Source organism: Glutamicibacter sp. (assembly GCF_032154645.1).
GTDB lineage: Bacteria > Actinomycetota > Actinomycetes > Actinomycetales > Micrococcaceae > Glutamicibacter.
This window is the reverse complement of record NZ_JALDXV010000001.1, coordinates 361,690-375,428: the sequence shown is the minus strand read 5'-3', so window position 1 is coordinate 375,428 and position 13,739 is coordinate 361,690. Positions and strand designations below refer to the sequence as shown.

The window sequence follows — 13,739 nt, the reverse complement described above, 5'->3', positions numbered from 1 at the left end:
GGTGCCTAGAAGTCGAAGCCTCCGAACCCCTCGTCCGCCGAACCGAACACGTCCCCAAAGAGCCCGCCGCCCTGATCTGCGAAGCCCTCGGCGGCACCGGCCACCTGCTCCCCGAGGCCGGAGAAGCCCTCAAGCAGCGGACCGGCGATGGCCGAGCCGACGAATCCCGCTGCCACGCCTGCCATCAGCCCGAGGCCAAGTCCACCCGCGGCACCTGCAGCTCCGGCCGCCACGCCTCCAGCCATGCGGCCTCGGCCCGATCCGCCACCGAGAATCTTCTCCATGAATCCAGGCTTTGACACCTCGGCTCGAGTTGCCGCGCGGGCCAGGTCCTCGGGTTTGTCGCTGGCTGGGCGTTCATAGGCCGGCAGTTCACCCGACAGCTCGGTGTACAGCATGCCGCGCTGCTGCGGGGTAAGCCGCGCGAACGCCTCGGCGTGAGCGCGCTCCATATCCTGAGGAGGAGCGGTGCGCAGCATGTAGCGGTATTTTTCAATCGCCGCACGGTCTTCGGCGGATGCCTGCTGTCCGTAGTGCGCATTCGGCGCTGGGGCGGGAGCCTGCGGCTGGTTCTGGTAGCCGCTACCAAAGGGCTGGTTCTGGAACCCGTAACCACTGGATTCGCTCTGGAAGCCGTAACCATTTGACTGGTTTTGGTACCCGCCGCCGGAGCGGTTGTTGTTGCTTGGCTTGTTCTGCTGCTCGCGCAGATAATCACCAGCCAGCTGCTGGCCTTTGCGGATCCATTTGTCGAACATTCCCACTGCGCTCACTCCTTGGTCGGTTCACGAGATAGAACTCATCGATATGCCTTGCTTAACTCCCGGCAGCCTCGATGAGTTCCCAATGCCCCGCAACTGCTCGATCAGCTGTTCAGCGTCGGGCCCGGGTCCTGGGTGTGCTCAACGAAGCGCACCATCATTGCCTTGAAGCCAGGGGTGTTCGACTCGCGGGCCACCAGGTCCCTGTGCACCAGGGCGTTGGCCTCCGGATAGTAGGCGGCGACGCAGCCCTTGGCCGTCGGGTAGGAGACCAGTCGGAAACGGTTCGCACGGCGTTCGGTGCCCTGGAACACCGAGATGACGTCTACCAGGTCCCGGTCCTTGAATCCGGTGGCCTCAAGGTCCTCCGGGTTGATCAGGATGACCCGGCGTCCGCCCTTGATGCCGCGGTAGCGGTCGTCCAAACCGTAGAACGTGGTGTTGTACTGGTCATGGGAGCGCATGGTCTGCAGAATCAGGTGGCCCTCGGGGGCTTCAAGCGCCTCGAAGTCCGAGACGGTGAAGCGCCCGCGGCCGATGTCAGTGGCGAAGGAACGGGTGTCGCGCGGCGGGTTGGGCAGCACAAAGCCGTTCTTCTCGCGCACCCGGGTGTTGAAGTCCTCGAAGCCTGGCAGCACCCGTTCAATGTGGTCGCGGATGACGTCGTAGTCGTCGGCCATGGCGCGCCAATCCACCGGGTGGTCGTCGCCGAAGATCGCCTGCGCCATGCGGGCCACGATCACCGGCTCTGCCAGCAGGTGCTCGGAGACCGGGGTCAGCCGGCCGCGGGTGGACTTGATCACCGACATGGAGTCCTCCACCGAGAGGAACTGTGCCCCGCCCGGATGCTTGTCGTCCTTGTCGGTGCGGCCCAGGGTGGGCAGGATCAGCGAGGTCTTGCCGTGCACCACGTGGGAGCGGTTCGGCTTGGTGGAGATGTGGACCGTCAGCTTGGCGCGCTGCATGCCGGCCTCTAGTGCCTCGGTGTCGGAGTTCGCCAGCGCAAAGTTTCCGCCCATGGAGACGAACACGTCGATCTCGTCTCTTTCAAAGGCGTGCAGGGTTTCGGTGGAGTCGTAGCCGTGCTCGCGCGGGGATTGAATGCCGAACTCGGCGTCCAGCGCCTTCAACAGCGCCTCGCTGGGCTTCTCCCAGATGCCCATGGTGCGGTCGCCCTGGACATTTGAGTGGCCGCGCACCGGGCAGGCGCCCGCGCCGGGCTTGCCGAAGTTGCCCTGCAACAGCAGCAGGTTGATGATTTCCTTCAGCGTCGGCACCGAGTGCGGCTGCTGGGTCAGCCCCAGCGCCCAGCAGATGATGGTTGCCTTGGACTTGGCAAGCACCATGGCGATCTCGGTGATCTGCGCGCGGGTCAGGCCGGTGGCCGCCTCGGTGGCCTCCCAGTCGATGCTCTTGCGTGCTTCGCGGTACGCCTCGAAGCCGTCGGTGGCGCGCTCGATGAACTCGCGGTCCACCACGCTGCCCGGGTTCTGCTCTTCATACTCGAAGAGCAGGTGGCCGAAGGCCTGGAAGAGTGCCAGGTCGCCACCGACCTTGATCTGCAGGAAGTCGGTGGCGATCGGTTCCGGCTTGCTCAGCAGCAGGCCCTTGACGCTCTGCGGGTCCTTGAGCCCGAAGAAGCCGGCCTCCGGCAGCGGGTTGATGGCGATGATCTTGGCCCCGCGCTTGCGGGCGTCTGCCAGGGCGGAGAGCATGCGCGGGTGGTTGGTTCCGGGGTTCTGGCCGACGACGAAGATCGCCTCTGCGTGGTCGAAGTCCTCCAGTGAGACGGTGCCCTTGCCGATGCCGATGGTCGGGTTCAGCGCGGTGCCCGAGGATTCGTGGCACATATTCGAGCAGTCAGGCATGTTGTTGGTGCCCAGCGATCGCGCCAGCAGCTGATACACGAACGCTGTTTCATTGGCGGTGCGCCCGGAGGTGTAGAACACGCAGCGGTCCGGGGTTGTCGCCTGCACGTGCTCGGCGATGGTGGAGAACGCCTGCGCCCAGCTGATCGGGGTGTAGTGGGTCTCGCCCTCGCGGATGATCATCGGGCTGGTGATGCGCCCCTGCTTGCCCAGCCAGTATTCTGTCTTGTCGCGCAGCATGGAGATCGGGTGCTGCTCAAACCATTCGGGGGTGACGGTGCGGGCGCTGGCCTCTTCGGCGATGGCCTTCGCGCCGTTTTCGCAGAACTCTGCGGGTTTGCGCTTGCCGGTGATGGATTCGGGCCAGGCGCAGCCCGGGCAGTCGAAGCCATCGTGCTGATTCACGCGCAGCATCGAACGCAGGGTTCGGCTCGGACCCGCCTCGACGAAGCCGCGTTCCATGGAGACCATGACCGCCTTCAGGCCCGCGGCGGCATGCGCTGGCTCGCTGACCTTCAGGTCGTTTTCGTTAATATCCTGCTCGGGAGCGGGGCGGTGCATAACGGTCCTCCATACTTTCGGCTCAGATTTCGTGACCCGCGTCACTGATATATAAGTCTAATGCTACGCGCTGACGACGCGTTCCGCATGTGTATAAATATTCACGCTGTGCCCCCGCGAGAATGCGGCGAGCGTCAACCCCGCCTCGTCGGCCAAATCAGCGGCCAGCGACGACGGTGCACTGACGGCCGTCAGCACCGGAATCCCGGCCATGGCTGCCTTCTGCACCAATTCAAATGACGCGCGCCCGGATACCTGCAGCACCGTCTCCTGCAGCGGAAGCCGCCCCTCACGCAGCGCAGCACCCAGTACCTTGTCCACCGCATTGTGCCGCCCCACGTCTTCGCGCAGGATCAGCAGTTCACCGGAGGTTGAGAACAATCCCGCTGCATGTACGCCTCCGGTGGAGGAAAACAGCTGCTGGGATTCGCGCAGGGTATCTGGCATATTCAACAGCGTATCCAAGGTGAGACGTCCCATCGAGGAATCCAGTTCAAAGGTGGATTTCTTGCGGACCTCGTCGATGGAATTGGTGCCGCAGATGCCGCAGGCAGAGCTGGTCACCACATTGCGGGCGGTGCTCATATCGGGCGGCACCGCGCCGAAGCCCAACTGCACCTCGATGACGTTGTAGGTCTGGTTGCCTTGCTCATCGGTTCCCATGCAGTAGCGCATGGCCACCAGGTGCTCGGGCTTGCTGACGATTCCTTCGGCCAGCAGGAAGCCGGCTACCAGGTCGAAATCATCGCCCGGGGTGCGCATGGACGTGGTAAACGAGGTATGTCCGAAGCGGATTTCCAGGGGCTCCTCGCCTGCCAATTTCTCTTCCCGCACCCGAGTCACTCCGTCTCGAGTCGCGCGGACTACGCGCCGGCGGACGATCTTGCGTCCCATTGTGCTCCCTTGCCTACAATCCTGATTGTTCCGAGTGTGTCACTGATATATCTGATGCGCAAAGAATCGACGCACTACTACGAATTAATCTTAGAATTTCCTCATGACCCAAACCGCAGAGTACCTGGATCTCTACGATCAGCAGCTTCGCACCGACGCGGAAACCCCCAGCGCCCTGCACGTGGAAACGCTGTCAACACTACGCCTTGTCACCTTCTCCGGCGGCCAGGGGTTCATCACCTATCCGCATTTCGACGGCACCGAGGCAACTCCCCTGGTCGCGCTGGTGGGACCCGCACTGGAGTACTTCAAGGCGCAGCCGCAGATTACCAGCGTCGAGTTCAAGACCCGCGGGCACGATGTGGCCCCGGGCCTGGATGAGCAGCTGAAGGCCCACGGATTCACAGCCCAGGAACCGGAATCGATCATGATCGGCCCTATGGAATCGCTGGTCTCATCGGCCCCTTTGCCCGAAGGCGTTGAACTGCGCAAGATCAGCAGCCCCGGGGACGTGGTGGCCATGAGCAGCATGCTGTTCGACGCCTTCGAGGAACCCTACGACCCACGCATCGCCCAGTCGCTCAGCGCCCGGTTGGCAACCAACGACGGCATGGAGCTCTGGGTGGCGAGCCTCGACGGGCGCATGGTGGGCGCCGGCCGCTTGGAGCCGGTGCGCGGCACCGAATTTGCCGGGCTATGGGGCGGTGCGGTGCTCAAGGAGTTCCGCGGCCAGGGCATCTACCGGGCGCTGACCTCCGCCCGCGCACGGTCGGCCCTGGATTCGGGCTACCGGTACGTGCACAGCGACTCGACCGAATATTCACGCCCGATCCTCGAACGCAACGGGATGCTGAAGGTCTCAACCACCACCCCCTACGAGTGGACCAGGCCCTAACGTGGCTTCTGGGTCTGCATAATTGAAAATTCGGCACCGGTGGGGTCTTTGAGCACTGCCATACGCCCGAAGGGCGAATCGGTGGCGGGGCGCAGAACCTGCGCGCCGAGCTTTTCCGCCAGTTCCACCGTAGCGTCGGCATTCGCCACGGCGAAGTAGGTCCGCCACCCGGGGTCGGGATGCTCCTGACCGGAGATGTCGAAGATTCCCGCCTTGGCCTCGGCTCCCTGCCTGAAGCTTTGATAGCGGAAATCGTCGGTGTCGGCGATGGGGAACAGCTCCCACCCCAGTGCGTCGCGGTAGAAGCGGGTGACCACCGGGAAGGCGGTGGTGTGCAGCTCATTCCAGATCCTCGTGCCCGGCCTGCCGGTTGCCGTGGTCAGGATGGGATGGAGCGACTGCCACAGGCCGACGCCGATGCCGCTGGGGTCGCCCACCACCGCCACGATGCCCTCATGCTCCGTCGCAGTAGGTTCCAGATACACCGTGCCGCCGTGCAATTTGACCGAGTAGACAGCGGCATGAACATCGGTCACATTCAGGTAGGTGGTCCAGACATCATCTAATTGCTGGGGCCTGTCATTGTGCAGGAAGCCGGTCACCGCCTTCCCCTCCAGCCGCATTTCCACCACGGGCGCGGTGCGCGAACCCTCGGCGGGCTTCCATCCGAACAGGGCACCATAGAATTCAATCGCCTGCTCGACGTCACTGGTCAGCAGATCTACCCAACACGGCTCCCCCGCCGGTGTCTCAAATTCCTGCATCACGAACCTGATTTCGTTAATGATCCAGCCCTTAAGGCCGAGTTTAGGCTTGCCGCCCGCCCCGGGCAATGCCAAATTTCGAAGGTTTCCCCCAAGGCGAAACTTGATCCCTTGAAATGAGACGCAGTTCCACTAAGATTATTTGTGACACAGCACACACTCGCATAATGCGCTGATTCCAGGAGCCACCCATGCTTTCTTCGACGTCGAACGTCACGCTGTCCGTAGCCGCCATCCTCGCCGAAAGCGCAACACGCCACCGCGATCTGCCGGCAATTACCGTCAACGGTCAAAGCACCAGCTACGGCGACCTCTGGAAGGAAACACGAGCCTACGCCGGCGTACTGCGCGAGAGGGGAATCGGCGAATCGGATCGTGTAGCTGTGCTTATCCCCAATGTCACCGACTTCGCCCGGGTCTATTACGCTATCCTTTCCCTGGGTGCCATTGCCGTGCCGATCCACGCGCTGCTCAAGCGCAACGAGATCTCCTACGTGCTTGAAGATTCGGGGGCGAAGCTGCTGATCTGCGCCGCACCGCTGCTGGGCGAGGGCGCCGCAGGTGCAACGAACTCGGGCATCGAGACGCTCAGCGTTCTGGCACCGGCAGAATTGGGAAGCACCCGGTTAGAAGACTTGGCGGCCGAGGCAGAACCCATCGACACCTACCTGCCGCGGCATCCCGAAGACATCGCCACCATCCTCTACACCTCCGGCACCACGGGCAAGCCCAAGGGTGCGCTGGGTACACACATCGCCCTGGTCGAGCAAACCAACACGCTGCTGCTGGACACCATTGACATGCGCCGCGGCGACAGGCTGTTCGGCGGACTGCCGCTCTTCCATACCTTCGGGCAGACCACCGTGCTGAACGCTGGGCTGCGCGTGGGCGCGGAAATCATGCTGCTGCCCAAGTTCACCGCCGCCGGCGCCCTGGATCTGGTGCTCGATGAGCATATCGACATCTTCTTCGGCGTCCCCACCATGTATGTTGCCCTGCTCGAAGCCGGCAAGGAACGCGGCGATACACCGAAGAACCTGCGCTTTGCCATCTCCGGCGGCGCCTCCCTGCCGGTCTCGGTGCTCACCGCTTTCCAGGAACGCTTCGGCGCCCCCATCCACGAGGGCTACGGTCTGACCGAAACCTCGCCGGTGGCCTGCTTCAACCATGTCGGCCGGACCCCTCGGCCGGGCACCGTCGGCACCCCCATCTGGGGCATTGACGTGGAGGTCGCAGACCCCGCCTACCCCGATACGATCAAGCTGCTGCCCCGCGGCGAACTGGGCGAAATCGTGGTGCGCGGCCACAATCTCTTTGCCGGATACCTCAACCGACCGGAAGCCACCAAGGAAGCGGTGGTTGACGGCTGGTTCCGCACCGGGGACCTGGGCACCAAGGATGACGACGACTACGTGCGCATCCTCGACCGCACCAAGGATATGATCCTGCGCAACGGCTACAACGTGTACCCGCGCGAGGTCGAAGAGGTACTGATCAGCCATCCGGAGATTTCAAATGCAGCGGTCTATGGCGTTCCGCATGAGACCCATGGCCAGGAAATCGCCGCCTCGGTCACCGTGCAGGCAGGCTCCACCCTGGATGCGGAAGCCATCCGCAGTTGGATCAGCGAACAGATCGCCGCCTACAAGTACCCGCGCATCATCGAGATCGTGCAGGAATTCCCGCTGGGTCCCAGCGGGAAGATCCTCAAGCGCGAGCTGGTGGCCCAGCACTCCACGAAGTAGCGCAACAGCGTCTCCGGCGAGGCGGATGCACCCCGACGGGTGCATCCGCCTCGCCGGTTAGCGCACGCCGCCGAAGCGTGCAGCCCGCCGTTCAAGGAACGCCTCCCGACCTTCGACCAGGTCGGGGTTTGCCGCGTTCTCCTCCCACAGCGATTCCCACCACTGATCGTGCGCTGGGGTGTCCACCCCGCGGGCCGACAGGCCGATGGCTTCCTTCATCCGGGTCAGCGCGTAGGGAGAATTCGCTGAAATCTGCTCGATCAGCTCTTCCAGACGCTCTTCGAATTCCTCCGCCGGAACTACCTTGGTGAACAGACCCCAGTCGTCTGCCTGGGCGGCAGTGATCTTGGCGCCGGTGAGCAGCAGGTATTTCGCTCGGTCCTCTCCCACGCGCTGCACCAGCCGCTCGATGCCCCGACGCGGGAACACCAACCCGATCTTGGCCGGGGTAATGGCAATGTCCACATCCGCAGAGGCAAGCTGGATGTCGCAGGCCGCCGCCACCTGCCAAGCCCCGCCGAAGCACAAGCCTTCTACCGCCGCGATGGTGACTTTGGGGCATTCGCGCAGCATATGGTCCAGCAGGTCGAGGTGGTTGACCAGCTGGGCATCGATGTCCCGCTCAAAGAGCACCTGATGGATCTGGTCGATGGCGATGCCTGCACTAAAATTTCCCGCATCCCCGCGCAGCACCACAACATTCACGCTTGGATCGGCGGCGAGCCCGGCGAGCGCACCGACCAGCTCAAGGCACATGTCCTTGGTCAGCGCATTACGCTGGGCTGGGTTCTGGATGACGACGGTAGCGGTGCCCGACTGGCTGTGCACGCAGATTTTCGGCTCTGGGTTTGTGCTCATGATGCTCACTGTCCTTCGCTTAGGTCCTCGAAAGCCCACCGTGCCACACTTGGCTACGTGGATGCACAGATTGTCTATACGATTATCGCCGGTTTGCTCTTGGCCGTCTCGGCCTTGGGAACGATTTTTCCGGTGTTGCCAGGCTCGCTATTGGCAATTCTCACGCTGCTGGGCTGGGCCTGGCTGCTTGGTTCGCCCGCTGCCTGGTGGGCGGCGGGTCTGGGCACGGCGCTGGCGGTGCTCGGCTGGTCCGCCTCGGCGGTGCTCACCGGCAGGAAGTTGAAGGAGCATCGGGTGCCCACCGGTTCCATTCTGATAGCGCTGCTCGGCGCGGTCATCGGTGCCTTCGTCATTCCGATTCTCGGCCTGTTTATCGGTTTCGCCGCGGGCCTGTTCATCGGGGAGTCTCTGCGACACGGCAGCGTTCAGGGGGCTGCCGGTTCCTCGGTGGCGGCATTGAAGGCCATGGGCCTGGGGATCGTGATCGAGTTCGGCTGCGTGCTGCTTGCCTCCTCGGTGTGGATGATCGGGGTCATCGTGCACTTTTCCACCCGTTAGATCCAGCCCATCCTTTTGGCCGCCTGCGCCGCCTCGATGCGGTTGGTGGTGTTGGTCTTGCCGATGGCGTTGGACAGGTGGTTGCGCACGGTGCCCGCCGAAAGGTGCACGCTGTGCGCGATCTGCGAAACCGGTGCCCCGGCGGATGCCAGCGATAGGATTTCGCGTTCTCGCTCGGTCAGCGGGTTTGAGCTTGACTCGACGCTGAGGATTGCCAGCGCCGGATCCACCACCTTGCCGCCGCGGTGCACCCGGCGCACCGCCGCGATCAATTCTGCGGGCGGCGAGTCTTTCACCAAAAAGCCGCTGGCTCCCGCTTCGAAGGCCTGGCGGAAGTAGCCCGGGCGGTCGAAGGTTGTCACGATCAGGATCTTGACCTGCGGATGGCTCATCCGCAGCAGTTCGGCGGTGCGTAGCCCGTCGAGCTGCGGCATCTGCACATCCAGTAGCGCCACCTCGGCTCCGCTGGCGTCCAGCGCCGTAGCCACCTCCGTACCGTCGGCGCACTGCGCTACGACCTCGATGTCCTCTTCCAGGTTCAGCAGGGCCGCCAGGGCCCCGCGCACCAGATGCTGGTCATCTGCGATCAGCACCTTGATCATGATTTCTCGTTTCTCGTTGAGAACGCCACGTGGACGCGGGTTCCGCCCAGTTCGGATGCTCCCACTGTAGCGCTTGCACCGAAGAGGCGTGCGCGTTCGGCCATGCCGCGAATGCCGTGGCCGCTGGCCTTGTTCTGCAGGCCGTCGCCGTCGTCGTCCACGCTGACCGAGTGCGGGTCGAGCCTGATCACCACCGAGCCCGCGTGGGCATGGCGCAGCACGTTGGTCACCGCCTCGCGCAGGATCCACGCGATGTGCGAGCGCCAGGCCTGCGGGATGTCTTCCACCTGGCCAATGACGGTGAAACGGATGTGGTTGTCCTCGCAGGACTTGTGCAGTTCGCTCAGCTCGGTGCCAAGGTCCTGCCGGCTCAGCCCGTGCACCGTGGTGCGCACCGAGTCCAGGGCGTTGACCGCCAGATCGCTGAGCTGCTCCAGTTCGCCGCGGGCTTGGTCGTACTTCCCCGCGTCCATTAGCCGCAGGGCCAGCTGGGCCTTGAGGTTCAGGGCTGTCAGCGAGTGGCCGATGCCGTCGTGCACGTCCCTTGCCACGCGCTCCTGCTCGGCGACCAGCAGGTAGTCGGCGCGGATCTTTTCCGCGGCGGAGGAGCGGGTGATGGCGGCGACGGTGACAGCGTAGACCACCATCAGCACCAGGTTGAGACCGATCAGGAAGATCAGGTCCATGAAGTTGTTGAAGATGATCGGCAGCGCAAAGCACAGCACCGTCACCACCGCATAGGTGGCGATGGTGACCCTGCGGGTGAGCAGGAAGGCGGAGTAGGAGGTCAGGAACGGGAAGACTCCCATGGCGGTGAGTCCGATGACCGGGATTCCTGCCAGGGTGATGGCCCAGAGGATTCCGAAGTAGATCAGTGCGCGGGCCTCGGTGGTGCCGCCCTCGCCGACGACGCGGCTGTATTGGGCGTAGGCTCGCAGGTAGACCGCCGCAAACAGGGCGACGAGGCCCAGCCCGATGATCCTGGTGGACAGCGAATAGTCGTCGAGCAGCAGGTCGAGCACGGGGAAGATCAGGAAGATGATCCAGACCCCGGACACGAGCCAACCCCACTTGTCCCAGAAGGCGGGCTCCTCGTCGATCGGGCAGCGGGCCTGTTCCAGGGCGGTGGGGTGGTTCTCGGATTGCATTACTGGCGCGCCTTGGCCCTGCGTGTTGCCACGACGGCGAAGACTGCGAAGATCAATGCCCATGCCACAAGGTTAGCCACTGGGATCCACAATGCATCCGGCGCCATGTCGTATCCGGCGGGAATATCCTTGAGCAGCGGGTAGCGGGCCAGCGCCACATAGCCGTACATCGGGGTGAAGCGGGCCGCGTCGAGCATGCCTCCCTCCAATGGCATGAACACATTGCCGAAGAAGGCGAAGAACACCATCAGTCCGCTGGCCAGGCCCAGCGCGGATTCGGATTTGAAGACCATGCCGACGCCGATGCCGTAGCAGGCGAAGATCATGGCTCCGGCCAGGATGATCAGGTAGCTCGCGGTCCAGATCCAGCCCTCGGTGACCCGCGCCCCCGTGGCCGCGCCCAGTGCGAACACCAGCGCCGCGGAAGCTGCCGCCACGGTGGCGGCGACGATCATCTTACTGGTAACAAAGGCCGCCGGCGGCATCTTGGTCAGGGCGATCTGCCGGCCCCAGCCCTGCATGGTTTCGGTGGCAACGGTGCCCGCGATGGCTACGGTGCTGACCGCAGCCCCATAGGCCGCCATGGAGACCATGAGGTAGAACTTCACGTTGCCGCTGCCTAGATCCAGGTCCGTGTAGCTGGGGATGTTGCCGAAGAGGAAGTACATGGCCGCCGGCAGCAGCAGGGCGAAGATCAGGTTGTAGCCGTCGCGGATGTGCCGTGCGAATTCAACGCGGATATAGGTGGCGATCATGATGCGTCCTTGGTCAGTTGGATGAATGCGTCTTCCAGGCTGGGGGCGGAGATTTCAAGGTCCCAGGCCCCGTACTCGGTGAGCAGCGCCCTGGCGAAGGCATCGGAGTCGGCGCACTTGAACCAGATGCGCGAACCATTGCGTTCGGCGATGCTGATCGATGCGTCGAATCCCTGGGCGCGGGCCACCGCCTGTTCGCTGGGAAGCGTGGCGCTGATGGTGCGCCCGGAAATGAGCTTGCGCAGCTCCTCGGTCGCCCCGTCGGCGACGATGCGGCCCTGGCTCATCAGCACCGTTCGTTCGGCGAAGTTCTGGGCTTCTTCAAGGTAGTGGGTGGCGAAGATGATGGTGCGTCCGCCCGAGGCTTCCTCGTGCATGGTGGCCCAGAATTCTCGGCGTGCCATCACGTCCATGCCGGCGGTGGGTTCGTCGAGGATCAGCACGTCGGGATCCGGCAGCAGCGCCAGTGCGAACTTGATGCGCTGCTGCTCGCCGCCCGAGCACTTGCCCACCCGGCGTTTGGCGATCTCGGTCAACCCGGTGCGTTCCATTACCTCGGCAACGCGTTCGCTGCGCTGGTGCATGGCGGCGATGACGCACACGGTTTCAATGACCGTCATGTCCCGCAGCAGGCCGCCGGTTTGCAGCACCGCCGAGACCCTGCCGGAGGAGACCGCCTTATGCGGATCGAGCCCGAGCACCTGAAGGGTCCCGGAGGTGGGCTGCGAGAGTCCGAGGATCATGTCGACGGTGGTGGTTTTGCCTGCGCCGTTCGGTCCGAGCAGTGCGACGATCTGTCCGGTGTAGATGTCCAGATCAACCCCGCGCACCGCTTCGACCTTGCTGCGCGGCGTCGTGAAGGTCTTGTGCAAACCAGTCAGCGATACTGCTTCGGTTCGGTTCAGTGTTTCCATAATTCAAGTCTGATGATTTTCAGCTGCCCTGCGAAGAGCGGATTGTCATGACTTATGCATGACGATTGTCATGGGTAAGGAACACTGGGTGTCATATTTGTGAGCTTGGCTACCCACTGCAATTTCCATGGCTTCGCTATGCACACATTCATGGGCCGTCCAGCTTCAGCAAATACACCTGTCAAGGCGGTACCGCCCGACTTCTCGGGGTTCTTGCAGCCCCGGGGGCACCGTTGCGCACGGGCGAACTCACAGCGAAATCCCGTAGGCTTCTACCGTGCTAGATCATTCTTCTTTTCTTTCGACAGTGACCGAGTTGGCGCCCCCAACCATCGGCGCCGCCTTCCTGCCTGACTGGTTGAATCCTGCGGTCTTCCTCAACGATCCGGCCTTGGGTCCATGGGTGCTGCTGCTGGTCTGCGGCATCGTCTTCGCCGAAACCGGCCTGCTGGTCGGCTTCTTCCTGCCGGGCGACTCAATGTTGTTCACCGTCGGCATGCTCATCGCCACCGGCACCATCCACATTCCACTGTGGCTGTTCGCCACATCGATCTTCATCTGTGCCTTCGCCGGTGATCAAACCGGCTACTTCATCGGACGCAAGACCGGTCCTGCCATCTTCAAGAAGCCCGATTCCCGCTTCTTCTCGCAAAAGAATGTCGAGCACGCCCACGAGTTCTTCACCAAGTACGGCGGCCGCGCGGTCATCCTTGCACGCTTCGTGCCAGTGGTGCGCACCTTCGTGCCTGTCATCGCCGGCGTAGCTCAGATGAACCGCCGCACCTTCGTCATCTACAACCTGATCGGCGCCGCCCTGTGGGGCATCGGCGTGACACTGCTGGGCTTCTGGCTCGGACAGTTCGAATGGGTTGGCAACAACATCGACATCATCTTCATCGCCATCGTGCTGATCTCGGTCATTCCGATCGGCGTCGAGCTGCTCAAGGCTCGCGGCGGCTCCAAGAAGAAGAACTCCATCGAAGACTAATTTCTAGGCACTCCGGGAGCTGAATCTTCCGCCTCCCCATTGCACGCCGCGGCGCATCACCCACTGTTCGCAGGGTTGAATGCTGCCGCGGCGTGTTGTTTTATGGACAGCGAATTCTAACGGTCGTTGAAACCCGCCTGAACTTTCAAGAGTTGCAACGACCAATAGAATCCGCCCTGACCAGATTTCCTTCCTACCTCGCACATCAGCCGGTCCACGGTGTGCTTCGAGATTTCAGGGAAGCCGTTACGCTGCATCCAAGCCCGCATCTTCCGTCGCCCGTATAGCACCTCAGACTTAGACCTGCCAGACTTCCCATCAGGCTGCTGCAAATCGTGCAGGACGTTGAGGATCTGGGCGTCAGTGATGGTACGGGAGGCCGGCTGGCGTTGTTTCCAGCCGCGGTCAGTGCGCGCAGAGACCTGCAG

General features: G+C 63.2%; 13 protein-coding genes. 4 read left to right on the top strand and 9 right to left on the bottom strand.

The genetic code is table 11. The features are described 5' to 3' along the window. Positions 1-5 precede the first annotated feature (5 nt). The 3 genes from RUH64_RS01730 to fdhD all read right to left on the bottom strand — a co-directional run bounded on the left by RUH64_RS01730 (position 6) and on the right by fdhD (position 4,084). Positions 6-758 (bottom strand): hypothetical protein, encoded by a 753-nt coding sequence (locus tag RUH64_RS01730; protein WP_313810878.1) that lies wholly within the window; start codon positions 756-758, stop codon positions 6-8. A gap of 107 nt (positions 759-865) precedes the next feature. After that, a complete protein-coding gene (locus RUH64_RS01725; RefSeq protein ID WP_313810822.1) occupies positions 866-3,190 on the bottom strand; it encodes an FdhF/YdeP family oxidoreductase in 2,325 nt (774 codons plus the stop codon). A gap of 63 nt (positions 3,191-3,253) precedes the next feature. Beyond that, on the bottom strand, positions 3,254-4,084 hold the full coding sequence (gene fdhD, locus RUH64_RS01720; RefSeq protein WP_313810820.1) for a formate dehydrogenase accessory sulfurtransferase FdhD: 831 nt from the start codon (positions 4,082-4,084) through the stop codon (positions 3,254-3,256). Between the two features lie 103 nt (positions 4,085-4,187). Between fdhD and RUH64_RS01715 the strand changes: the two genes are divergently transcribed. Further along, positions 4,188-4,979 (top strand): GNAT family N-acetyltransferase, encoded by a 792-nt coding sequence (locus tag RUH64_RS01715; RefSeq protein ID WP_313810818.1) that lies wholly within the window; start codon positions 4,188-4,190, stop codon positions 4,977-4,979. On the opposite strand, the gene RUH64_RS01710 is transcribed toward RUH64_RS01715, so the two are convergent. Next, the gene (locus RUH64_RS01710; protein WP_313810817.1) at positions 4,976-5,818 is read right to left on the bottom strand and encodes a VOC family protein; all 843 of its coding nucleotides are present in this window, start codon (positions 5,816-5,818) and stop codon (positions 4,976-4,978) included. The two genes, RUH64_RS01715 and RUH64_RS01710, sit on opposite strands and share 4 nt — an antisense overlap. A gap of 116 nt (positions 5,819-5,934) precedes the next feature. Here RUH64_RS01710 and RUH64_RS01705 point away from each other — a divergent pair, with 116 nt between their 5' ends. Further along, positions 5,935-7,488 carry a long-chain fatty acid--CoA ligase gene (locus RUH64_RS01705; RefSeq protein WP_313810816.1) on the top strand — a complete coding sequence of 518 codons (1,554 nt, stop codon included), beginning with the start codon at positions 5,935-5,937 and terminating at the stop codon, positions 7,486-7,488. Positions 7,489-7,545: 57 nt separating this feature from the next. Here RUH64_RS01705 and RUH64_RS01700 read toward each other — a convergent pair whose 3' ends face one another. Further along, the gene (locus RUH64_RS01700; protein WP_313810814.1) at positions 7,546-8,346 is read right to left on the bottom strand and encodes an enoyl-CoA hydratase/isomerase family protein; all 801 of its coding nucleotides are present in this window, start codon (positions 8,344-8,346) and stop codon (positions 7,546-7,548) included. A gap of 57 nt (positions 8,347-8,403) precedes the next feature. Here RUH64_RS01700 and RUH64_RS01695 point away from each other — a divergent pair, with 57 nt between their 5' ends. After that, positions 8,404-8,904 (top strand): DUF456 domain-containing protein, encoded by a 501-nt coding sequence (locus RUH64_RS01695; RefSeq protein ID WP_313810813.1) that lies wholly within the window; start codon positions 8,404-8,406, stop codon positions 8,902-8,904. Here RUH64_RS01695 and RUH64_RS01690 read toward each other — a convergent pair. Genes RUH64_RS01690 through RUH64_RS01675 form a run of 4 tightly spaced genes read right to left on the bottom strand, consistent with a single transcriptional unit; the run spans position 8,901 to position 12,323 of the window. After that, positions 8,901-9,506 (bottom strand): response regulator transcription factor, encoded by a 606-nt coding sequence (locus tag RUH64_RS01690; protein WP_313810811.1) that lies wholly within the window; start codon positions 9,504-9,506, stop codon positions 8,901-8,903. The genes RUH64_RS01695 and RUH64_RS01690 overlap by 4 nt on opposite strands. Then, the gene (locus RUH64_RS01685) at positions 9,503-10,654 is read right to left on the bottom strand and encodes a histidine kinase (protein ID WP_313810810.1); all 1,152 of its coding nucleotides are present in this window, start codon (positions 10,652-10,654) and stop codon (positions 9,503-9,505) included. Before RUH64_RS01685 ends, RUH64_RS01690 begins: the two co-directional genes overlap by 4 nt. Beyond that, the gene (locus RUH64_RS01680; RefSeq protein ID WP_313810809.1) at positions 10,654-11,409 is read right to left on the bottom strand and encodes an ABC transporter permease; all 756 of its coding nucleotides are present in this window, start codon (positions 11,407-11,409) and stop codon (positions 10,654-10,656) included. The genes RUH64_RS01685 and RUH64_RS01680 overlap by 1 nt, the downstream gene beginning before the upstream one ends. After that, positions 11,406-12,323 (bottom strand): ABC transporter ATP-binding protein, encoded by a 918-nt coding sequence (locus RUH64_RS01675; RefSeq protein ID WP_313810808.1) that lies wholly within the window; start codon positions 12,321-12,323, stop codon positions 11,406-11,408. The genes RUH64_RS01680 and RUH64_RS01675 overlap by 4 nt, the downstream gene beginning before the upstream one ends. Positions 12,324-12,600: 277 nt before the next feature. Here RUH64_RS01675 and RUH64_RS01670 point away from each other — a divergent pair, with 277 nt between their 5' ends. Continuing rightward, complete coding sequence (locus tag RUH64_RS01670; RefSeq protein ID WP_313810807.1) at positions 12,601-13,311, top strand: VTT domain-containing protein; 711 nt, start codon at positions 12,601-12,603, stop codon at positions 13,309-13,311. The last annotated feature ends 428 nt before the right edge of the window (positions 13,312-13,739 follow it).